The sequence below is a fragment of the Bacillus sp. CECT 9360 genome, from assembly GCF_918741275.1.
Classification (GTDB): Bacteria; Bacillota; Bacilli; order Bacillales; family DSM-1321; genus Peribacillus.
Map to the genome: position 1 here is coordinate 1 of NZ_CAKKNA010000002.1, position 20,137 is coordinate 20,137.

Below are 20,137 nucleotides of genomic sequence, written 5' to 3' on the forward strand. Positions count from 1 at the left end.
CGAAGGTCGCAGGTTCAAATCCTGTCCCCGCAATCATAATGGTCCGGTAGTTCAGTTGGTTAGAATGCCTGCCTGTCACGCAGGAGGTCGCGGGTTCGAGTCCCGTCCGGACCGCCATTTTTATTTTTAATAAGTATTTGGCTCAGTAGCTCAGTCGGTAGAGCAAAGGACTGAAAATCCTTGTGTCGGCGGTTCGATTCCGTCCTGAGCCACCATTTACAAACTGGTTATTTTTTTTGCCGACGTAGCTAATTAGTAGAGCACGAATGAATAGGCTTTATCGATTTACATCAGCATACTGATCGAGTTGCTGCTTGAATAAGCTTTCTGAGATCAGGATGACCATTATAAAATCAAGACAGACTGGAAAATCCATTTTATATATATGCCGGTGTAGCTCAATTGGTAGAGCAACTGACTTGTAATCAGTAGGTTGGGGGTTCAAGTCCTCTTGCCGGCACCATCTTCTTTTTTATATATGGAGGGGTAGCGAAGTGGCTAAACGCGGCGGACTGTAAATCCGCTCCTTCGGGTTCGGCAGTTCGAATCTGCCCCCCTCCACCATTTCAATTTTTAGGGGCATAGTTTAAAGGTAGAACTGAGGTCTCCAAAACCTCCAGTGTGGGTTCGATTCCTACTGCCCCTGCCAATTTCATTTAATTATGGCGGTTGTGGCGAAGTGGTTAACGCATCGGATTGTGGTTCCGACATTCGTGGGTTCGATTCCCATCAGTCGCCCCATTTTTATTTTCATTTAAGTTTTATAACATATATTATTGATGGGCTATAGCCAAGCGGTAAGGCAACGGACTTTGACTCCGTCATGCGTAGGTTCAAATCCTGCTAGCCCAGCCATTTTTGCGGAAGTAGTTCAGTGGTAGAATACAACCTTGCCAAGGTTGGGGTCGCGGGTTCGAATCCCGTCTTCCGCTCCAAGATCTGGCGGCATAGCCAAGAGGTAAGGCAGAGGTCTGCAAAACCTTTACCACCGGTTCGAATCCGGTTGCCGCCTCCACATATTTATTTGCCGGTGTGGCGGAATTGGCAGACGCGCACGACTCAAAATCGTGTTCCTCTGGAGTGCCGGTTCGACCCCGGCCACCGGTATCCTTAGTGTCATTTTAGATACGATTATTAAGTTTGAAAAAGCTCCAAACCTTGATATAGAAGGTTTGGAGCTTTTTCATTTCCATTGACTATAAGGAATGGAACGATATAAATTCGAATTGATTTACACATTAATTCCACAAACATGTTCTCAAATGTTTTTACTGCTACTTGCTCGTCTTGTAACCTTAACTCCTTTAATACATGTGTGTATTCCTTCAATGTTGTTTCAATATCGCTGTGACCTAATCATTCACTTACATATGAGTTTTGGAACAAATAATAAAATGTGTGCTTTTTTAACTTTGTTCAGCAATAAAAACCCTTTAATCAAATATCTAGTATTGTAGAACTAAAAAGACAAAATGGCCCCCTTTTTTTAAAGGGAATTATTACACAATTGGAGTATATATAAGATGAAATGGAATTTTTAAGTATCCAATTAATTCAATATTTTTGGCAAAGAAAATTTATAAAATTTTTTTTGCGGATTTCCAAGAATAACAGAGCTGAAGCCATTAAGTACTTTATGATCAAGGGCATGGGGGGCACCATCATTTGTTGTCAGCATGATGCGCATTATGCCAGGTGTGTGTTCTAAGCTTATGGCGGTTGCACATACGCTTCCCTATGATGCTGCTTTGTTGGATGGCTATATGGAAGGAAAGGAACTATCTGCTGAATGGTGGAGTAGTGTTATGATGCCAAGGTTGGTGCTAGAAGGGACAGAGAGCCCTGTATCTCTTCGTCATAGTGCTCAAGCATTGGCATACGTGCTCCCCAATGCGCAATTGCAGAGTAAAAAAGGTCTTGGCCATACTAAGAAGCTTGATACAAAAAAGATATCGCCGGAGCTTACAGTATTTTTTACGGCTAATTACTAATTAGGCAAAAAGTTTTACAAAAAAGTATGAAAAAAATAATTTCGATTGTCGATTTAACAGGCAGGTATTCGTTGTATAAATAGAAGCGGATTTGCTTATGCGATTTTGCACCGATTAGAATGAAGCTTCACCATAAAATAGGAGGTTATTACTTATGAGATTTATGATGATTGTAAAAGCGACTACAGATTCAGAGGAAGGAAGAATGCCTAGCCCAGAGCTTATTGAGGCTATGCAGAAATATAACGAAGAATTGGTGAAAGCAGGTGTTTTATTAGCAGGAGATGGACTACATCCTAGTTCAAGCGGAATACGGATTTCCTATCCGGAACAGGGTGGTAAACCAAAGATTATGGACGGTCCGTTTACGGAGGCAAAAGAATTAATTGCGGGGTATACTTTGATTGAAGTTAAATCAAGAGAAGAAGCTATTGAATGGGCATTACGGATGCCAGATCCACATGGATTTGGACAGGGAGAAATTGAGCTTAGACAGGTATTTGAGATGGTGGACTTGACAGATAATCCAGAATTTCTGGAAAAAGAAGCAGCACTTCGCAAACATGTAGAGGAGCAAAAGAAGGCGTGAGTTTGCCCCAAAAACAACGAACGATTGAAGCGATATGGCGAATAGAGTCACCAAAGCTCATTGCAAAGTTAACCGGAATGGTACGGGATGTTAGTCTTGCAGAGGATCTGGCTCAAGATGCCTTGGTGATTGCTCTTGAAAAATGGCCGCATGCTGGGATACCAGATAATCCTGGCGCATGGCTGATGACGACGGCGAAACGGCGTGCGATTGATCTTTTGCGAAGAACGAAGATTCGTGATCAAAAGTATGTAGAGATTTCTAAAAATACGGATTTATATACTGAGGAAGACATAGATCATGTTCTGGATGGGGAGATTGGTGAAGATCTCCTTCGTCTGATTTTTATGACCTGTCATCCAGTATTATCACAGGATGCCAGAGTTGCCTTGACACTGCGCCTGTTATGCGGACTTACCACGGAAGAAATTGCGCGTTCATTCCTCATCGCAGAATCAACCATTGCTCAGAGAATTGTCCGTGCTAAGAGAACCCTTAACGAAAAAAAGATTCCTTTTGAGGCACCTCTTGGAGAGGAACTTAATGATCGCCTGTCGACCGTACTTGAAGTGATTTACCTTATGTTTAATGAAGGATATTCAGCAACTTCCGGGGACCACTGGATCCGTCCTTTACTATGCCAAGAGGCACTGAGACTGGGACGTGTCCTTGCCGAGATCGTACCTAATGAACCGGAAGTTCATGGACTAGTTGCTTTAATGGAAATTCAATTTTCCCGGTTCAAAACTCGAGTTAATTCGAAAGGAGAACCTGTTCTTCTTATGGATCAAAATCGGGCACAGTGGGATCGATTATTGATTCGCCGTGGTTTGGCAGCACTGGAGCGCAGCCGGAAGTTAGGGCGTTCACTTGGGCCATATTCATTGCAGGCAGCCATCTCTGCTTGCCATACTCAGGCACCGACTCCAGAGGAGACAGATTGGCCACAAATTGCTGCTCTTTACGAAGCGCTTTCGATTGTAATGCCCTCGCCAATCGTAGAATTAAACCGGGCAGTTGCTATATCCATGGCATTTGGTCCGGACATTGGCATCCAGATTGTAGACGAGTTGAATGCTGACCCAACCTTAAAGAAATATCATCTATTGCCGAGTGTTCGCGGGGATCTCCTGATGAAGCTAGGGCGGTACGATGAAGCTCGGACAGAATTTGAACGTGCTGCATCATTAACCCAGAATGAACGTGAACGAACCCTTCTACTAAATCGCGCAATGGAATGTGGAAAAGGAACATTTACATAAAATTATTACTCATCCTTGTCGATTATCTCATTCCTTATTCGTCGTGCTGGTAAAGGAATAGTTGAGCAGTCTATTCTGCTCTTCATTTCTTCCAACTTAAACGAGGAGGGAAAACAATGAGATTTTTATTGATTGTCAAAGCCACAGAGTACTCGCAGGCGGGACTAGCCGACGGAAAGGATTACCGCGAGGCAATGATTTCGTATAAGAAGTCACTGGCTAAAAAAGGTGCACTTTTTTCCGATGAAGAACTTCAGCCAAATTTAACCGGGTTAAGAATAATGTATCCAAAGAAAGGTGGAAAACCACAGTTATTGGCAGGCCCGTTTCCGGTAAATCAAGACCTTATCATGGAATATATGTTGATTAATGTGAGTACGGAGTGTCGGTTCGACCCCGGCCACCTTTATCAATTGGTCGAGAAACGCAATAGAAAAAAGACTTCAATGATTATTTTGAAGTCTTTTTTCTATGTTCCCTACCGACATAAATCATTCATTTTCGTTCTGCGAATCGTATGCCTGATTTGAGTGTTATGAGGAGATTTGCCCGAATCGCACTAAGTTCTTTGTTTTTTTCTTTTCTTACGCTTCTCTGTTGAATCTGATGCCTGATGCGGGTTCGTCATTTTTAATTTTTCCTTTTTTAGAAGGTCCCCATATTTTGGATCGGTCGTTTCGGTTAATAGCTGCATCCAGACGGATTTGGCTTTATTTTTTTGATTTGTCTCCTTATATGCCATTCCTAAATCAAAAAGAATTTTCCAATAAGACTCTTTTGTTAAGATAGTAGAATCTTTCTCATACGCGGACGCCAAATAATTAAAGTCTTCTAAAGCCGTTTTGGTTCGCTTAAAATACTTTTCAGGAACCCGATAGCTTACATAAGCCCTTAACAAGCGTATCTCTGTATTATCAGGTTCCTTCTTGACTGCTTCATCGAGTATTTTCAGGCCTTGGTTCGTAATGTTGAGTCTATCTTTATTTTGTTGTGCATCCCGGCCGATTAGTGAGGTTACGCTTCCATTGTAAGCTTCTACAAGATTATTTCCGGGATTTAGCGTACGCACTTGTTTCAATAAATCTGCAGCCTGGTTCACAGCCTCTTTGTCTCCATCTACAGCTTTTTTGTGAAGGCTTTTTGCTTCCTTAAAAAGAGCTGACCATGACTCATTATTTATTCCCAATCTTTCTACCTCCAATTATTGAACTTGTCCACATTCCATACTTAGTTTATGAATATAAAAAATTATCGTGCTAGAGAATAAGTGGATTTATTTCAATAAAAGAGGAGGAAATCAGCTTTCAGTTTAAAATGCACCCATCTCCTTTGCTAAGAAGGCAACATAAAAACCTGCAGTATATATGGCGCTTAATTATTTTGGATTAAATAACCAGATACATATTCCAACTGTATAAATATATAAATATAATAATTTCTTATATTTCAATCAAGTTTAATTGGTCTAATATTTATGTTAGTATAATAATAAAAGCCGGGGGATCATATGAAATTACTAAAGAAATATAAGACGGGAATTATTGCAATTGTAACATTGATTATCGGATTTGCTGTAGGAGCGAATTTCGGGTTTGATGCAGGATATGAAGATGGATATTCACAGACTTTTGCGGATGAAGAAAGTTCAACCAATAGTAGTGAGGTTGTTAGTGACAGCGATGAAACGGTATCTGTAACAGAAGAGGAAGTTGTGGATGACGGGAGCATTAGTGAAGGGATGTATAAAGTGGGACAGGATATTCCTAGCGGTGAATATATGTTAGTTTCACAGGGTGGCGGCTACTTTTCGATTAACAGGGATAGTGCAGGCTCAGATTCTATTCTTGCCAATGATAACTTTGATACCCATTCATTTATAACAATTGAAGATGGCCAGTATCTGACCCTTACTCGTGCAGTCATGTATCCAAAGGATAAAGCTCCAAAAATTGAACCAGCAGATGGAAAATTAGCAGATGGAATGTATATAGTAGGTGTTCATTTGCCAGCTGGTGAATATAAAGTCCATCCAAATGAAGGACAGGATGGATACTATGGGATCTACAGCGGCAGTTCGGTTAGCGGCCTTGATAATATTATTGATAATGATAATTTTAATACTGAACGTTATATTACGCTTAAGGATGGCCAATATTTACAATTAACTAGAGCTACAATTATTTTGAACTAGGGAAACCTATAGCTTGCTTACACGCAAATTGTAAGTAAGCTATTTTTGATTGTTTCAGTATGCTTTAACCCTCAAGACCATGCGGAAATTCCTTAATAACCCCCAAATTAATAGCCTCCCACAAATACAACGACACAATCGAATTATAAGGCTTCCATTTCTCATAAAAATGATCTAAATCCAACGGCTCGTCCTTCCCAATTTGATAAAGCCACCGGATCGCATTTTTTATGCTCACATCTCCATAGGATAAAACGTCCAATCTCCCTAAAGAAAAGATAAGGAACATTTCGGCGGTCCATTTGCCGATGCCTTTTACGCTGGTCAGGGTTGTCATGACCTCTTCATCTTCAAGCAGGTGAATAGTCGAGAAATCGACTTCTTTCAATTTATGTTTTTGAGCCAGATCCCGGATATAACTTATTTTTGGTCTTGAAACACCGGCGCTTCTTATTTGTTCGTCCTCTAATACATCTAATAATTCGGGATTAAAGTCTTGCCAAACTTCCTGCACTCTCCCGGCAATAGTCGCGGCTGCTTTTAATGAAAGCTGTTGCCCGATGATTTGCTTTACAATGGAGCGGTAAAAGTCTGTATTAAGAGGAATGTCAATTGTGCCAATCACTTCAATTAATTCTTTAAGTTTTGGGTCTGCCTGGGATAGGTGCCTTACTTTATCATCATCTATTGTGAAATATAATTTATTCATATTGATTTGCTCCCTTAGTGAGTTATCAAAACTAATAATACAACAATAAGAAGCAAGCAAGAAAGTAATACAAAATTACTGCCAGCTAAATAGATAGGATGATTTTATCCCACATTTGTTTCAAAACTTCTTCCAAACATGGCATATAAATGAGTGTAATGGGTATATTTCAAGTATTCCACACTTAGGAGGGCTTAGATGAAGGCAGTAACTTTTCAAGGAGCAAAAGATATTCAAGTGAAACAGGTGGCAGATCCCTCTATTGAGAAAAAAGATGATATTATTGTTCGCATTACATCAACGGCTATTTGTGGTTCTGATCTTCATATCTACCAGGGTGCGTTACCGGCTCAAAAAGACTATGTGATTGGCCATGAACCGATGGGGATTGTGGAAGAAGTAGGACCAGAAGTGACAAAGGTGAAAAAAGGCGACAGAGTAGTGTTGCCATTTAATATTTCCTGCGGCCATTGTTTTTACTGTCAGCATGATTTGGAGAGCCAATGTGATAACTCCAATGGTAATGAGGCTATCGACACAGGCGGATATTTTGGCTTTACTGAACGATATGGTAATTATCCGGGCGGACAAGCTGAGCTGCTGCGTGTACCATATGGCAACTTCATGCCGTTTGTGATTCCTGAGTCATCCGAGCTTGAAGATGAAGCTTTGCTGTTTATGTCTGACGTTCTGCCAACCGCTTATTGGAGTGTTGAAAATTCTGGTGTGAAGAAAGGCGATACAGTCGTTGTGCTTGGCTGTGGACCAATTGGCTTAATGACACAAAAATTTGCCTGGATGAAGGGTGCCAAGCGCGTCATCGCGATTGATAATCTCCCGTACCGTTTAAATCATGCTAAAAAGATGAACAATGTGGAAACATATAACTTTGATGAGCATGATGATATGGGTTCATATGTGAAGGAAATTACAGAAGGCGGCGCAGATGTGGTCATCGATTGCGTTGGGATGGACGGCAAAAAGTCGGTCGTTGAAGCGGTTGAGCAAAAGCTGAAGCTGCAAGGCGGAACGTTGAGCGCCATCCAAATCGCTTTGAAGGCGGTAAGGAAGTTTGGTACGATTCAGCTTACTGGAGTTTACGGCTCGATGTATAATATGTTCCCACTCGGTAATATCTTTGAAAGAAACGTGACGATGAAAATGGGACAGGCACCAGTTATCCACTACATGCCGATGCTATTTGATAAAATAACGAATGGTGAGTTTGATCCGACAGAGATCATTACGCATAAGGTTCCGCTTGATCAGGCAAGCGATGCTTATAAAGTGTTTAATGATCATGAGGATGAATGCATAAAAGTCGTATTAAAACCATAATACTATACCGGACTCTTTTAGGCAGAATGGGAAGCATTTTGCCTAAAGGGGTTTCTATTAACTTTTAAGAATAAATGCGTTAGAGGGTTGTATAATAGTAACAAAGCTAAGACTTCTTTTCCTTTGAAAATATTACTAAGAAAAAAACAAAATAAACGAACGTATTTTGCTTGCCTATACAAAAAAGTGGGTATATAATAAGTTTTATTGTTAAGAGACAAAAGACGACAAATATCTGCGGGTGTAGTTTAATGGTAAAACCTCAGCCTTCCAAGCTGATGTCGTGAGTTCGATTCTCATCACCCGCTCCATACATAGTCACAACGCAGTGTTTCGTTACATATGAGAACGAGGCATTGCGTTTTATTTTAGGAGCATACCATCTTCTGTGGTATGCTTTTTATGATGAAAAATTAGAATCGATTCATTTTCATGAATCTATATATAGGCAGGGGTTATGTATGGCAGGGAAAAAAGAAGCTGGGGGAAAAATTCAAGGAAGCCTTTCGTTAATTTGTTGAGGCTAAATCCAATCTTGACAGCGAATCGGAGCTGCTGGTTCAGCATGCGGTGAAAAATCTGATGAAAGGCCGGACTACGTTAATTATAGCCCATCGCCTTTCGACAGTAGTGGAAGCAGATCAGCTGCTTGTTGTTGAAAACGGGAGGATAACCGGCAAAGGAAATCATGCCGAGCTGCTAGAAAGCCATGAACTGTATCACAAGCTGGCCAAGCAGCAGCTGAAATTAGCGGACACGCAACAACAATAATTGAGCTACAGCCTCCTCAGCTGCAGGTCATCAGTCTTTACAGGTGATGACCTTGCACGTTGCTTCACCGCCATGAACCTGAACGAACATGTTCATGAGCGATTCCGTTAGCTTAAGACCATCTTCGATTGTTATCGAAGGCCTTAAATAAATGATTTGCAGGGCATTCTTCGTTTCTTCTGTAACCTTTGTCTGATCAGAGTCGACAAAAGGACTTCCGAACGTGCCCTGGTCATCGGCGGAGGTAATCATGTTGTGCATCGAATTCGTCCGGCCATTGATGCCGGTATATTCATCGCCTGCTTCGCCGATTTTAATGACGGTATCGCCGCTGATATGATCCATATCATAGATGCCGATCGGCACTACATATTGCAACGAGAAGAAGTTATTCAAGTCAATCGCCGAATTCACGGTAGTTAAGTAATTTTGTTTTTTGATCCGGCGGTAAAGGGCTTCTACTGATGGACGATACCGGGACGGGTCAGTTCCGGCCGCTTTGAAAACCTGGCGCCATTCTTTAACGCCTTGAAAATCGGTCAGTTCTTTTTCCTGCAAATCAAAAAAGATTGACTCCTGAAACAATTGCAGTCTCCCTTTTACCATTTGCGGAGAATCCCCTACTTGAATGCCGTTGTATGTAATAATTCCCGCTTTAAAATCGGGTATTTTGCTGCATAGGGAAGCATGGATAGAAGTTACCAATGGTTTCACCTCCAAAAATAATGGAAAATCGTTTATGATAAATAACAGTGGTTTATTTTTAACTATAAGGGAAACTTCTCTCATTTGAAAGCGGGAAGGAGGTTAAGTGATGGATTATCAACAATTGAAAGAAGACATTATTATATATAGCAAGGAAATTGGTATCGATAAAATCGGTTTTACGACAGCTGATACGTTCGGAGAAATGAAGAACAGGCTGATCCGCCAGGCTGAGCTCGGGTTTCAATCGGGCTTTGAAGAACCGGATATTAATAAAAGGATTCAGCCTGAGCTGATTTTTCCGGAGCCCCGTTCGATTATCTCGATTGCGATTGCCTACCCGTCTAAAATGAAGGATGCCCCGCAAAGTAAACGAGGCGAGCGGCGGGGAATTTTCGCCCGGGCCTCATGGGGAACGGATTATCACGTCATCCTTCGGGATAAATTAAAGCGCCTTGAAGAGTTCATTATGAGCAAAGTGCCGGATGCGGTGACGAAATCAATGGTCGATACGGGTGAACTGGTGGACCGTGCTGTTGCAGAACGAGCCGGCATTGGCTGGAGCGGGAAAAACTGCAGTATTATTACCCCGGAATTTGGTTCATATGTATACTTGGGTGAGATGATAACCAGCCTACCGTTTGAACCGGATCAGCCGATGGAGGATCGCTGCGGGGAATGCAATAAATGTATCGATGTCTGTCCGACAGGGGCGCTTGTTGCAGGCGGCCAGTTGAATGCCCAGCGCTGCATTGCATTTCTGACACAAACAAAAGGATTACTGCCGGATGAATTCCGGACGAAAATCGGGAACCGGCTTTATGGCTGTGACACCTGCCAAACCGTATGCCCGGAGAATAAAGGAAAGGATTTTCATTTCCATCCTGAAACAGAGCCGGATCCTGAGATTGCTAAACCATTACTGAAGCCGCTTTTGACAATCAGTAACCGGGAATTCAAAGAAAAGTTCGGACATGTTTCTGGTTCCTGGAGAGGAAAGAAGCCAATTCAGCGAAACGCGATCATCGCGCTTGCTCATTATAAAGACGAGACAGGACTGCCAGATCTGATTAAAGTCATGAAGGAAGACACACGTCCTGTCATCAGGGGAACGGCCGCCTGGGCGATTGGCAAAATCGGAGGCGAGACAGCGACAATAGAACTCACGTCTGCTCTAGAAGTAGAAAGCGACCAGGAAGTAATCAATGAAATTAAAAAAGGGCTGCAGTTTCAACAATCAGCAAGATAGATTAACCCGGCATCCGCCGGGTTTTTGTTTTGATACAGGCCTCTTCTTCATAGATATGCAATAGGCACTTTATGGGGAGGACTGACCTTGAGAACACAACTAGAGGCTTTGTTGAAGGAAAGAGTTAATCATTTTGTGACTGGTGAAACCCGTGACCGTGAGTTTTTAGGTGAAAAACTGGAGAGGAAGCTGCAATCGCTGCAGAAAAGAAAGGCAGAATTCGTCCAGGTTAAAGCGGAGGCGAATATTCTCTCTGAACAGAAACGCAGTCAGGATACGCTGCTGGAATACATGATTCATTATCGCTTCCTCACGAAACAGGTTGATTTTTTTTATGATGAGGAAGGCATTGAATATCGTACAGCCCGGTTTGTAAACGAAAAACTGGTTGAAGACAAGGAAAAAAGACCGAAAACAGAAACACCTGATTTTGCGTTGAGAATGGAGCCTCCGACCGCACCGGATGAAAGGCTGGCTTATACGTATGCCCGGTTGAAAGCCGTCCAATATGCCGAAAGATGGTGGAATGAATTTAACCCGGCGTATAAAAAATTCGATGATGATTGCACCAATTTTATCTCGCAATGTATGCATGCCGGAGGAATTCCGATGTGGGGGGTGGGCAATAAGTCGAAGGGCTGGTGGATGAAGGGGAATAGCTGGAGTTATACATGGACGGTCGCTCATTCGTTGATGCTGATGCTGGAAAACAGTCGCGGCGTACGGACAAAAAAAGTCAGCTCAGCTCAGGAGCTGCAGGTAGGAGATATTATTTGCTACGATTTCCAAGGAAATGGACGCTTTGACCACAACACAATCGTGACAGAAAAGGACAGGAACGGGATGCCTCTCGTTAATGCCCATACGACAAACAGCCGCCGGCGATATTGGGCATATGAGGATTCCACAGCCTACACGCCGAATATTAAATATAAATTCTATATCATTCTTGATGGGAACCCCTGATTTTTAGGAGATGGAGAAATAGTGATATAATAGCTTGTAGATTTTACAGACGGGGTGAACATAGTGGCCATACATGTAGTTTTATATCAGCCTCAAATTCCATCAAATACAGGAAACATCGCCCGTACATGCGCGGCGACGGATACAGCCCTTCACTTAATTCGTCCGCTTGGCTTTTCAACGGATGATAAAATGCTGAAACGGGCAGGATTGGATTATTGGGAGCACGTCAGCATCACTTATTATGATTCGTTAGAGGAATTCTTTGAAAAAAATAAAGGCGGAGAATTTTTCTATCTTTCTAAATTCGGCGAAAAGCCGCACACGACTTTTGATTACAGCGACAGTGACAAAGACTATTTCTTTGTGTTCGGTCGTGAAACAACCGGTTTGCCTAAGGATTTGATCCGTGAACAGAAAGATCGCTGCCTGCGGATTCCGATGACGGATAAAGTCCGTTCACTTAATCTGTCCAATACCGCCGCGATACTCGTGTATGAAGCACTAAGGCAACAGGACTTTCGTGATTTAGATAGAATCGGAAAGCTGTAGAAGACAAAGTAACAGGGAACATTCTCTGTTGCTTTGCAGTTTCTTCAAATCCAATAGAGGGAAGGATACATATAGAGGTGAGTAATCATGAATGAAGTAATCGAACGGATTTTAAACCATCGCTCCATTAGATCTTTTGAGGATACGCTGTTATCTAAGGAACAAATTCAGACCATTGTTGATTGTGCCCAGGCAGCTTCTTCATCAAGCTTTATACAGGCTTATACAATCATTGGGGTTACAGACCAGGAAAAGAAGGCCACGCTTGCTAATGTTGTTGGGTCGCAAGAATATGTCGCAGAAAACGGGCACCTGTTTGTCTTTTGCGCCGATTTACATAGACATGATGTTATCGCGGAGATGGAGGAGAAAGACCTCGCAGAATCCCTTGAAAGCACAGAGAAGTTCATGGTTGCTTGCATCGACGCCGCACTCGCCGCCCAAAATGCCGCGCTTGCAGCTGAATCGATGGGCCTGGGGATTTGCTATATCGGCGGCATCCGAAATGACCTTCCGACCGTAACGAAATTATTAAACATCCCTTCAAGGGTCATTCCACTTTTTGGCATGACAGTAGGATATCCGAAGCATATCACGGACAAGAAGCCTAGGCTTCCGCGTTCAAATGTCTATCACGAAAACAATTATCAGCAGGATAAGGAAACATTCATCGGCCAATTACAGGACTATAATGAAATCGTCTCCCAATATTATGAGGAACGAACAAATGGTAAACGGAGGGATACGTGGACGGGCCAAATGGCTGGGATGCTGGATAAAAAGAGCCGGATGTATATGAAGGAATTCGTCGAAAACCAGGGTTTTAACAAACGATAAGATGTAAAAAAGCTGCCGGGTGGCAGCTTTCTTTTATGCTTATTTTTTTACACCGGGCTTATCATCGTAACCAGCAGTGAAAATAGCGACTAAAAATGTAACACTAATAGCAAGGATAAGTACTGTACCCATTATGTAGCCCTCCTCTAGCAAACCATATAGTCCCAATTTGCCGTATATAAAAATATTATACCCTAATCTTTATTGTCTGTGAATGAAAACGGTTATAAATTTTTCCTAACTTACATACTTGAGCCATTTTGTTTTAAAAACTTGAAAATAAAAAATGAAAGCAAAGGAGATAAGCCCGATGCCGCCGGAAAGCATGATTTTGAAAAAGGTATTTGCCCCTATTGAAGGTGAATTAGAGACAATATTACATAGAAATAAAAGCAAGGCACCAATGCCAAAAACAAAATAGGAAAAACGTTTATGATTTTTTTGTAATAAACGGTATCCCAAAAGAATGAATAAATATATCCCGCTGATAAACATCATAACAGGAAAAAAGGGATGGAATTTTGCAGCATAAACAAAGTAATCGAATTGTGAAATGTCATTAGCATGGTTCAATTCAACGTTAAGAAGCTGTGTAATAGGAGTTGAATATCCCCACTCCCATGGATCATCCAAAATCCCGCTTCCCTCATACCAGCTGGCCCCGGTCGAAAACAGCAATATTGTGAAAGCTAAACTAGCTTGAAGCAACCATTTATAAGACAACACTAATCACCCCCATCTATCTTCCAAGAGTTTGCGACATCATCCAACTGAATCACAAATCTCAATATAGTGCCCATCTGGATCAGCTATATAGGAAACCGTTTGTCCCCATGGCTTGGTAACTGGTTCCACGATAATTGGAACCTCTTGCCTGCGCAATGTTTCGATTGTAGCGGCAACGTCTTCTACGACAAATCCGACTTCAAAAGTCTGGGATGCTTCTGAATCGCCAGGGACATCTAAGCCTGTTAACTCTCTGACAGAATCACGGGTGTTAATCGATAAAGTTGTTGAACCGGTATCAAATTCAACATATGTACCAGACTCCATCTTTATAGGCAACCCAAGGATTTTAGTGTAAAAATGCATGCTCTTATCAAAATCATTGACGTAGAGAATGATATATTTCATTTCTAGCTTCATTTGTCCGCCCCGTTTCTTTAAATGTATTAATTCTGTTCTCATTATTCCTTATATTAACAATTAAATAACTTTAACCGGGTTTGGTCAAGGAACAATTTCGTTCATTAGGTTTTTATGATGTCTCGAACCTCAGTTTTCATCATCCATACTCATGTTCAGGCAATTCCGAGCATAGAGTAAAGTATCATCTCTGAAAGTAACAGGGGGAGGTTCCTTAAATGGATATATTGAAGAAGATTGAGAAGTACAGAGAAGATGAACAGAAGCTGAAATGGGAAGGCACCTTCGCGGAATATTTGGAGATTCTAAAGGTACAGTCATTAGTTGCCCAGTCGGCTCATTCACGCGTTTATAACATGATCAAAGGCGCAGGTATAGAAGAAGTCAATGGAGTCCGTAAATACAATTTCTTCAGCGGTCAGCTCTTTGGGCTTGAAGAGCCGCTTGAGAGGCTGGTAGAGGAATATTTCCACCCGGCCGCCAAAAGGCTCGATGTGAGAAAAAGAATCCTTCTTTTAATGGGTCCTGTATCAGGAGGAAAATCCACGCTAGTAGCGCTTTTGAAGCGCGGACTGGAGGCATACTCGCTTCAAAATCAGGGAGCGATTTATGCGATTCAAGGCTGCCCGATGCATGAAGACCCGCTCCACCTTATTCCACAGCATTTACGCGAAGATTTCCACGAGGAATACGGGATTCGGATTGAAGGTAATTTATCCCCACTCAATGTCATGAGATTGGAAAAAGAATACAGCGGGAGAATAGAAGATGTGCTGGTTGAAAGGATATTCCTATCTGAGGATAAACGTGTCGGGATTGGAACCTTCAGCCCATCCGATCCGAAATCCCAGGATATCGCTGATTTAACCGGAAGTATCGATTTTTCGACGATTGCCCAGTACGGCTCTGAATCGGATCCGCGCGCCTACCGCTTTGATGGAGAGCTCAATAAAGCAAACCGGGGGATGATGGAATTTCAAGAAATGCTGAAATGCGATGAAAAATTCTTATGGCATTTGCTTTCCCTTACCCAGGAAGGGAACTTCAAGGCCGGGCGATTCGCGTTAATTTCGGCGGACGAATTAATTATTGCTCATACAAACGAAACAGAGTACAAGTCGTTTATCTCCAATAAGAAAAATGAGGCCCTTCATTCAAGAATTATCGTGATGCCGATCCCGTATAATCTAAAAGTGAGTGAAGAGGAAAAAATTTATGGAAAAATGATCCGGGAAAGTGATGTTTCTGATGTGCATATTGCTCCGCATACATTAAAGGTAGCGGCAATGTTCACCATCCTGACCCGGTTGAAGGATCCGAAAAAAGGCGACATCGACCTTGTCAAAAAAATGAGATTGTATGACGGTGAAAATGTGGAAGGCTTTACGTCCGCAGATATTACCGAGCTGAAAAAAGAACATCAGGATGAAGGAATGAGCGGGATTGACCCGCGTTATGTGATCAATAGGATTTCGTCGACCATCATCCGAAAAGAGGAGAACCCATCCATCAATGCGCTTGATGTTTTACGTTCATTGAAAGAAGGCTTGGATCAGCATCCTTCGATTACGAATGAGCTTCGGGAACGCTATTTGAATTTTATCTCGCTGGCCCGAAAGGAATACGATACAATCGCGAAAAATGAAGTGCAAAAGGCATTTGTGTATTCGTATGAGGAATCTGCCAAAACGCTCATGGACAATTATCTGGATAATGTCGAAGCCTATTGCAACAAGTCGAAGCTCAGCGATCCGTTGACCGGAGAAGAAATTTCCCCGGATGAAAAGCTAATGCGCTCCATTGAAGAGCAGATCGGCATCTCGGAAAATGCGAAGAAAGCCTTCCGTGAAGAAATCCTGATCCGCATTTCCGCATATGCCCGCAAAGGAAAACGGTTTGACTACAATTCCCATGACCGCCTGCGAGAGGCGATCCAAAAGAAACTGTTTGCCGACCTAAAGGATGTTGTGAAAATTACGACTTCCTCCAAAACCCCGGATGAAAGACAGCTGAGGAAAGTGAATGAAGTCGTCGCAAGATTGATCGAAGAGCATGGATACAATTCTACATCCGCCAATGAACTGCTGCGGTATGTGGGAAGTTTGTTGAATCGCTAGAATATATTCTAAAAAATAAAAAAGCTGTACGGCGATCGCCTGCAGCTTTTTTGGCGGGAAGGAAGTACAAAATTTGCTACTACGAATTATATCAATAGTCCTAATCGGCCTACAATCCGCAGCAATCCCGCTACAAAATTGGAATGTTCGCTACGAAATTTTGAATGGCTATCTTAATTGGCGATTCTTCTTTATATCAAAATTTGAGCAAATCTTATGATTAAGGCATGTATTTTGCAGCCCTTTTTAACTGTTCTACATCTTCATCAGACAATTTCTCTCTACCAGTCAAATGGTTCGCAACTTCTTTCGTCGAAAATTCTCTAGTTTTCTCTGTTTTTTCGGGTGACATCTCAGGGTGGAATACAGAACCCCAAGTAAAAGACTTCAAAAAACTCTTTGCTGTGTCTCTTAATACATTAGGTTCTTTCTCTTCATTCATAGATGATTCCTCCCTCCATTTGGGATTATTATACAGTTTTTAAACAGATTTGTAAATGAAAACAGAATATTCTCACGCTCTTCCTAAGGCGGTAGATCCATATATTTTTTTCTTTCATGTGAAAAATGGTATATTATTAATGGCTAATTATTCGAAAATTCCAATAACGATTGAGGGGGAATATTATGAGTGTCAAAAATGAACTAAATGAATTGGTGTCGAAAATGAATACAAATCCAGAACACATCGAGAATGAAAAAGACCGGGTGTACCAAATCAATCTGGATGAGAGCGGACCAGTGCAGATTGTTCTTAAAGATGGCAGGGTGGAGGTAGTTGAAGGAACTCCACATGAAGCGGAGGTCATTCTTAAGCTGTCAGATAAAAACTTCTCCAAGCTGCTTAAAGATGATTTGAATACGACGATGGCATTCATGACGGGTGGATTGAAGGTGGAAGGGAAAGTCGGTCTGGCGATGAAGCTTCAGGAAATCGTTAAGCTGTATCAGTAACTCCATCATTGAATAGACTCCCCTGCCTCCGGGGAAAGTAAGGATAAAGGAGGCGGTTTACATGGATAAGAAGAATCCGGAACAGGAAACGGAGCGTACAGTAGCCCCTGGCTTCGGCTATGAGGATCGAATTAATGAAAGCGCAACAGAAGAGGAAATTGAAAAAGGCGAATCCACGAATGTAACGACTTTGTCTTTAGATGAAGTGGACCCAAGCTAAAACCCTGCCAGCTGACAGGGTTTTTGTTTTATTCAGAAGTCGCATGGAACCCTTGCTTCGTTAGTTTTGTAATGATTTGCTGGCGGGAAATTTTGTTTTGATCGTATTCAACTTTTATCTCACCGTCGTCCGTATCGACAATGGCTCTCTCAATACCTTCGCTTTGCATCAGCAGGGATTCTATCTTTTGAATCGCTTCACTTGAGGTTGCTTCTCTTACATGGATCGTTGTATCCATCTCCAGTTCCTCCTTTTCATATAATGCTTTATCTATACCCCATTTATCAAAAGATATGTAATGTACAATCTGAACCCTGTTTATCGGCTTGAGGTTGCGGGTAAAGATAGACAGAGGTGATTTTTGATGGCGAAAGAAATCAAAAAAGATCATGTACCGGAAAACAGTTCTATGGCGAAAGATTTTGAAGAGATGAAAGAACTCGGTAAGCAAATGGAGAATTTAAGAACAAATGAAGAATTAAAAGATTGGGATAAACGTCCCGGCACTGTACAGCATGAAGAAGTTGAACAGGATTAGAAAAGTCTCCAGGTTTGGGGGCTTTTTTTTATATTAATGTAATAATAGGTTGTCTTATTTTTATGGACTAATGCCCTTTTGTCAAAATTTTTTGTAAATTATTCACTATCCCTGCATAAGATAGAGTAATAAATTAACATTGCCAAGGGGATATACCCTCAACTAAACCTATAAAATACATTTAAGGACAAATAGAAAAATTTTATAGGGAGGATTCACACTAACATATCATATGAATGGATATGTGAAAATGTGCAAAAAAATTAAGGAGGGGAAAAATAATGACAGAAGAGAACAATCATCAGTATGTGATTTCGAAGGAAGATTGGTCCCTCCACCGCAAAGGCTATGATGACCAGCAGCGTCACCAGGAAAAAGTTCAAGAAGCGATTAAAAATAATCTGCCTGATTTAATTTCAGAGGAAAGCATAATAATGTCAAATGGACGTGATGTTGTCAAAATCCCGATCCGCTCTTTGGATGAATATAAGATACGATATAACTATGATAAAAATAAGCATGTCGGGCAGGGAGACGGCGACAGCAAGGTGGGGGATGTAGTCGCCAGGGATGGTTCCGCTTCCCAACAAAACGGCCCAGGAAAAGGGCAGGGTGCGGGAGATCAGGCCGGTGAGGATTATTATGAAGCGGAAGTTTCGATGATGGAGATTGAAGATGCTTTATTCAGCCAGCTCGAGCTTCCGAATCTACAGCAAAAAGAACGGGATGAAAACACCGTAGAGCACATCGAATTCAATGATATACGGAAAACGGGACTGATGGGCAACATCGATAAAAAGAAAACAATGATAACCGCTTTCAAACGCAACGCATTGACCGGTACCCCAGGATTTCATCCGATTTATCAGGAGGATTTGAAATTTAAGACGTGGAATGAAGTGATCAAACCGGATTCTAAAGCCGTCGTGCTTGCGATGATGGACACCTCAGGCTCGATGGGAATTTGGGAAAAGTATATGGCACGCAGTTTTTTCTTCTGGATGAACCGATTCCTGCGGACCAAATATGAGACAGTCGAGATTGAATTTATCGCCCATCATACCGAAGCGAAAATCGTTCCGGAGGAGGACTTCTTTACAAAAGGGGAGAGCGGCGGCACTATTTGCTCATCGGTATACCGGAAAGCCCTGGAGCTGATTGACTACAAATACGACCCAGTGAAGTTCAACATCTATCCGTTCCACTTTTCAGACGGTGACAATTTGACTTCGGACAATGCGCGCTGCGTCAAGCTCGTGGAGGAGCTGATGAAGGTATCGAATATGTTTGGATACGGAGAAGTAAATCAGTACAATAGGCATTCCACTCTCATGAGCGCCTACAAAAACATCAACAATGAAAAATTCCGCTATTATATTTTAAAGCAAAAGGCAGACGTATTCCATGCGATGAGAAGCTTTTTTAAGGATGAAGAGAGTAAGAAATATGCGTAACCCAAAACCGACAGGCTTCGCTCTGTCGGTAATTTATTCTTTTGCATTTGACTGATAAATATATAAAAGTCTAACATTCATTTGTTTTTTGAAACAGGAAAAGTTCCTGGTGCGGCAACAAAACCAATCAAATTGGCAACAAAACGGAAATTTCCGCAACAAAACATGGGTCCGGCAACAACAACAGAATTCCGGCAACAAAAGTTCCAGTTCCGGCAACAAAATCAATCAAATTGGCAACAAAACGGAAATTCCCGCAACAAAACATGGGTCCGGCAACAAAAACAGAATTCAAGCAACGAAAGTTCCAGTTCCGGCAACAAAACCAGTCAAACCGGCAACAAAACGGAAATTTCCGCAACAATACAAAGGTCCGGCAACAAAAATAGAATTCCAGCAACGAAAGTTCCAGTTCCGGCAACAAAACCAATCAAACCGGCAACAAAACGGAAATTTCTGCAACAAAACATGGGTCCGGCAACAAAAACAGAATTCCGACAACGAAATGATACACGAAACATATCCCATCTGAAAATTGAATAGGAATA

General features: G+C 41.8%; 23 protein-coding genes, 11 tRNA genes and 1 pseudogene. 28 read left to right on the forward strand and 7 right to left on the reverse strand.

What is annotated here, in order from left to right:
• Window positions 1-40 precede the first annotated feature (40 nt).
• The 14 genes from LQ216_RS01890 (at window position 41) to LQ216_RS01955 (ending at window position 4,372) form a co-directional block, all read left to right on the forward strand.
• A tRNA-Asp gene (locus LQ216_RS01890) sits at window positions 41-117 on the forward strand.
• A 22-nt stretch (window positions 118-139) separates the two neighbouring features.
• Window positions 140-215, forward strand: a tRNA-Phe gene (locus LQ216_RS01895).
• Window positions 216-387: 172 nt separating this feature from the next.
• Window positions 388-463: transfer RNA gene (locus tag LQ216_RS01900), tRNA-Thr, on the forward strand.
• A 17-nt stretch (window positions 464-480) separates the two neighbouring features.
• Window positions 481-564, forward strand: a tRNA-Tyr gene (locus LQ216_RS01905).
• Between the two features lie 11 nt (window positions 565-575).
• A tRNA-Trp gene (locus LQ216_RS01910) sits at window positions 576-649 on the forward strand.
• A gap of 16 nt (window positions 650-665) precedes the next feature.
• Window positions 666-741, forward strand: a tRNA-His gene (locus tag LQ216_RS01915).
• Between the two features lie 39 nt (window positions 742-780).
• Window positions 781-855, forward strand: a tRNA-Gln gene (locus LQ216_RS01920).
• 5 nt (window positions 856-860) lie between these two features.
• A tRNA-Gly gene (locus tag LQ216_RS01925) sits at window positions 861-935 on the forward strand.
• Between the two features lie 6 nt (window positions 936-941).
• Window positions 942-1,015 (forward strand) — tRNA-Cys (locus LQ216_RS01930).
• 11 nt (window positions 1,016-1,026) lie between these two features.
• Window positions 1,027-1,107: transfer RNA gene (locus LQ216_RS01935), tRNA-Leu, on the forward strand.
• A 581-nt stretch (window positions 1,108-1,688) separates the two neighbouring features.
• Window positions 1,689-1,991, forward strand: a complete 303-nt coding sequence (locus tag LQ216_RS01940) for a hypothetical protein (protein ID WP_230126442.1) — start codon at window positions 1,689-1,691, stop codon at window positions 1,989-1,991.
• 154 nt (window positions 1,992-2,145) lie between these two features.
• Window positions 2,146-2,580 (forward strand): YciI family protein, encoded by a 435-nt coding sequence (locus tag LQ216_RS01945; protein WP_117307616.1) that lies wholly within the window; start codon window positions 2,146-2,148, stop codon window positions 2,578-2,580.
• Window positions 2,577-3,842 (forward strand): RNA polymerase sigma factor, encoded by a 1,266-nt coding sequence (locus tag LQ216_RS01950; protein ID WP_230126443.1) that lies wholly within the window; start codon window positions 2,577-2,579, stop codon window positions 3,840-3,842. Before LQ216_RS01945 ends, LQ216_RS01950 begins: the two co-directional genes overlap by 4 nt.
• Window positions 3,843-3,958: 116 nt before the next feature.
• Window positions 3,959-4,372, forward strand: coding sequence for a hypothetical protein (locus LQ216_RS01955; protein WP_230126444.1), 414 nt, complete (start codon window positions 3,959-3,961; stop codon window positions 4,370-4,372).
• Window positions 4,373-4,401: 29 nt separating this feature from the next.
• Here LQ216_RS01955 and LQ216_RS01960 read toward each other — a convergent pair whose 3' ends face one another.
• On the reverse strand, window positions 4,402-5,028 hold the full coding sequence (locus LQ216_RS01960; RefSeq protein ID WP_230126445.1) for a hypothetical protein: 627 nt from the start codon (window positions 5,026-5,028) through the stop codon (window positions 4,402-4,404).
• Between the two features lie 321 nt (window positions 5,029-5,349).
• Between LQ216_RS01960 and LQ216_RS01965 the strand changes: the two genes are divergently transcribed.
• Window positions 5,350-6,033, forward strand: coding sequence for a hypothetical protein (locus LQ216_RS01965; RefSeq protein ID WP_230126446.1), 684 nt, complete (start codon window positions 5,350-5,352; stop codon window positions 6,031-6,033).
• A 64-nt stretch (window positions 6,034-6,097) separates the two neighbouring features.
• On the opposite strand, the gene LQ216_RS01970 is transcribed toward LQ216_RS01965, so the two are convergent.
• Complete coding sequence (locus LQ216_RS01970) at window positions 6,098-6,742, reverse strand: DNA-3-methyladenine glycosylase 2 family protein (protein ID WP_230126447.1); 645 nt, start codon at window positions 6,740-6,742, stop codon at window positions 6,098-6,100.
• A 198-nt stretch (window positions 6,743-6,940) separates the two neighbouring features.
• Between LQ216_RS01970 and LQ216_RS01975 the strand changes: the two genes are divergently transcribed.
• From LQ216_RS01975 to LQ216_RS01985, 3 genes and pseudogenes are all read left to right on the forward strand, one after another.
• Entirely contained in the window at window positions 6,941-8,080 is a 1,140-nt protein-coding gene (locus LQ216_RS01975) for a zinc-dependent alcohol dehydrogenase (RefSeq protein ID WP_230126448.1), read from the forward strand.
• Window positions 8,081-8,317: 237 nt separating this feature from the next.
• A tRNA-Gly gene (locus tag LQ216_RS01980) sits at window positions 8,318-8,391 on the forward strand.
• 208 nt (window positions 8,392-8,599) lie between these two features.
• A pseudogene (locus LQ216_RS01985) lies at window positions 8,600-8,851 on the forward strand (multidrug ABC transporter permease); the annotation flags it as partial.
• A gap of 30 nt (window positions 8,852-8,881) precedes the next feature.
• Here the strand turns inward: LQ216_RS01985 and LQ216_RS01990 are convergent.
• Entirely contained in the window at window positions 8,882-9,556 is a 675-nt protein-coding gene (locus tag LQ216_RS01990; RefSeq protein WP_230126449.1) for a phenylalanine--tRNA ligase beta subunit-related protein, read from the reverse strand.
• 109 nt (window positions 9,557-9,665) lie between these two features.
• On the opposite strand from LQ216_RS01990, the gene queG reads away from it, so the two are divergent.
• From queG to nfsA, 4 genes are all read left to right on the forward strand, one after another.
• Window positions 9,666-10,805, forward strand: coding sequence for a tRNA epoxyqueuosine(34) reductase QueG (gene queG, locus LQ216_RS01995; protein WP_230126450.1), 1,140 nt, complete (start codon window positions 9,666-9,668; stop codon window positions 10,803-10,805).
• Between the two features lie 87 nt (window positions 10,806-10,892).
• Window positions 10,893-11,771 carry an amidase domain-containing protein gene (locus LQ216_RS02000; RefSeq protein WP_230126451.1) on the forward strand — a complete coding sequence of 293 codons (879 nt, stop codon included), beginning with the start codon at window positions 10,893-10,895 and terminating at the stop codon, window positions 11,769-11,771.
• Between the two features lie 54 nt (window positions 11,772-11,825).
• Complete coding sequence (trmL, locus tag LQ216_RS02005) at window positions 11,826-12,323, forward strand: tRNA (uridine(34)/cytosine(34)/5-carboxymethylaminomethyluridine(34)-2'-O)-methyltransferase TrmL (RefSeq protein ID WP_230126452.1); 498 nt, start codon at window positions 11,826-11,828, stop codon at window positions 12,321-12,323.
• An 87-nt stretch (window positions 12,324-12,410) separates the two neighbouring features.
• Window positions 12,411-13,160: an oxygen-insensitive NADPH nitroreductase gene (gene nfsA / locus LQ216_RS02010; RefSeq protein ID WP_230126453.1), complete on the forward strand. Its 750-nt coding sequence runs from the start codon at window positions 12,411-12,413 to the stop codon at window positions 13,158-13,160.
• 237 nt (window positions 13,161-13,397) lie between these two features.
• Here nfsA and LQ216_RS02015 read toward each other — a convergent pair whose 3' ends face one another.
• Window positions 13,398-13,883 (reverse strand): YjdJ family protein, encoded by a 486-nt coding sequence (locus tag LQ216_RS02015; RefSeq protein WP_230126454.1) that lies wholly within the window; start codon window positions 13,881-13,883, stop codon window positions 13,398-13,400.
• Window positions 13,884-13,922: 39 nt separating this feature from the next.
• A complete protein-coding gene (locus LQ216_RS02020; RefSeq protein ID WP_230126455.1) occupies window positions 13,923-14,306 on the reverse strand; it encodes a VOC family protein in 384 nt (127 codons plus the stop codon).
• 218 nt (window positions 14,307-14,524) lie between these two features.
• On the opposite strand from LQ216_RS02020, the gene LQ216_RS02025 reads away from it, so the two are divergent.
• Complete coding sequence (locus tag LQ216_RS02025; protein WP_230126456.1) at window positions 14,525-16,423, forward strand: PrkA family serine protein kinase; 1,899 nt, start codon at window positions 14,525-14,527, stop codon at window positions 16,421-16,423.
• Between the two features lie 220 nt (window positions 16,424-16,643).
• On the opposite strand, the gene LQ216_RS02030 is transcribed toward LQ216_RS02025, so the two are convergent.
• Window positions 16,644-16,865: a hypothetical protein gene (locus tag LQ216_RS02030; protein ID WP_230126457.1), complete on the reverse strand. Its 222-nt coding sequence runs from the start codon at window positions 16,863-16,865 to the stop codon at window positions 16,644-16,646.
• Between the two features lie 185 nt (window positions 16,866-17,050).
• On the opposite strand from LQ216_RS02030, the gene LQ216_RS02035 reads away from it, so the two are divergent.
• Window positions 17,051-17,377 (forward strand): SCP2 sterol-binding domain-containing protein, encoded by a 327-nt coding sequence (locus LQ216_RS02035; protein WP_230126458.1) that lies wholly within the window; start codon window positions 17,051-17,053, stop codon window positions 17,375-17,377.
• A gap of 61 nt (window positions 17,378-17,438) precedes the next feature.
• The gene (locus tag LQ216_RS02040) at window positions 17,439-17,597 is read left to right on the forward strand and encodes a hypothetical protein (RefSeq protein WP_230126459.1); all 159 of its coding nucleotides are present in this window, start codon (window positions 17,439-17,441) and stop codon (window positions 17,595-17,597) included.
• Window positions 17,598-17,625: 28 nt separating this feature from the next.
• Here the strand turns inward: LQ216_RS02040 and LQ216_RS02045 are convergent, their stop codons facing one another.
• On the reverse strand, window positions 17,626-17,835 hold the full coding sequence (locus LQ216_RS02045) for a heavy metal-associated domain-containing protein (protein ID WP_230126460.1): 210 nt from the start codon (window positions 17,833-17,835) through the stop codon (window positions 17,626-17,628).
• A 126-nt stretch (window positions 17,836-17,961) separates the two neighbouring features.
• On the opposite strand from LQ216_RS02045, the gene LQ216_RS02050 reads away from it, so the two are divergent.
• From LQ216_RS02050 to LQ216_RS02060, 3 genes are all read left to right on the forward strand, one after another.
• Entirely contained in the window at window positions 17,962-18,135 is a 174-nt protein-coding gene (locus LQ216_RS02050; protein WP_174234323.1) for a hypothetical protein, read from the forward strand.
• 281 nt (window positions 18,136-18,416) lie between these two features.
• Window positions 18,417-19,589: a sporulation protein YhbH gene (gene yhbH, locus LQ216_RS02055; RefSeq protein ID WP_230126461.1), complete on the forward strand. Its 1,173-nt coding sequence runs from the start codon at window positions 18,417-18,419 to the stop codon at window positions 19,587-19,589.
• 109 nt (window positions 19,590-19,698) lie between these two features.
• Window positions 19,699-20,121: a hypothetical protein gene (locus LQ216_RS02060; RefSeq protein WP_230126462.1), complete on the forward strand. Its 423-nt coding sequence runs from the start codon at window positions 19,699-19,701 to the stop codon at window positions 20,119-20,121.
• The last annotated feature ends 16 nt before the right edge of the window (window positions 20,122-20,137 follow it).

Excerpts from the sequence above, each read along its gene's own strand:
- queG (WP_230126450.1), top strand. The coding sequence starts at position 9,666 with ATGGATTATCAACAATTGAAAGAAGACATTATTATATATAGCAAGGAA.
- LQ216_RS02025 (WP_230126456.1), top strand. The coding sequence starts at position 14,525 with ATGGATATATTGAAGAAGATTGAGAAGTACAGAGAAGATGAACAGAAG.
- LQ216_RS02040 (WP_230126459.1), top strand. The coding sequence starts at position 17,439 with ATGGATAAGAAGAATCCGGAACAGGAAACGGAGCGTACAGTAGCCCCT.
- LQ216_RS01975 (WP_230126448.1), top strand. The coding sequence starts at position 6,941 with ATGAAGGCAGTAACTTTTCAAGGAGCAAAAGATATTCAAGTGAAACAG.
- LQ216_RS01940 (WP_230126442.1), top strand. The coding sequence starts at position 1,689 with ATGCCAGGTGTGTGTTCTAAGCTTATGGCGGTTGCACATACGCTTCCC.
- yhbH (WP_230126461.1), top strand. The coding sequence starts at position 18,417 with ATGACAGAAGAGAACAATCATCAGTATGTGATTTCGAAGGAAGATTGG.
- LQ216_RS02050 (WP_174234323.1), top strand. The coding sequence starts at position 17,962 with ATGGCGAAAGAAATCAAAAAAGATCATGTACCGGAAAACAGTTCTATG.
- nfsA (WP_230126453.1), top strand. The coding sequence starts at position 12,411 with ATGAATGAAGTAATCGAACGGATTTTAAACCATCGCTCCATTAGATCT.
- LQ216_RS02020 (WP_230126455.1), bottom strand. The coding sequence starts at position 14,306 with ATGAAGCTAGAAATGAAATATATCATTCTCTACGTCAATGATTTTGAT.
- LQ216_RS01945 (WP_117307616.1), top strand. The coding sequence starts at position 2,146 with ATGAGATTTATGATGATTGTAAAAGCGACTACAGATTCAGAGGAAGGA.
- LQ216_RS01965 (WP_230126446.1), top strand. The coding sequence starts at position 5,350 with ATGAAATTACTAAAGAAATATAAGACGGGAATTATTGCAATTGTAACA.
- LQ216_RS02045 (WP_230126460.1), bottom strand. The coding sequence starts at position 17,835 with ATGGATACAACGATCCATGTAAGAGAAGCAACCTCAAGTGAAGCGATT.
- LQ216_RS01955 (WP_230126444.1), top strand. The coding sequence starts at position 3,959 with ATGAGATTTTTATTGATTGTCAAAGCCACAGAGTACTCGCAGGCGGGA.
- LQ216_RS01970 (WP_230126447.1), bottom strand. The coding sequence starts at position 6,742 with ATGAATAAATTATATTTCACAATAGATGATGATAAAGTAAGGCACCTA.
- LQ216_RS02035 (WP_230126458.1), top strand. The coding sequence starts at position 17,051 with ATGAGTGTCAAAAATGAACTAAATGAATTGGTGTCGAAAATGAATACA.
- LQ216_RS02030 (WP_230126457.1), bottom strand. The coding sequence starts at position 16,865 with ATGAATGAAGAGAAAGAACCTAATGTATTAAGAGACACAGCAAAGAGT.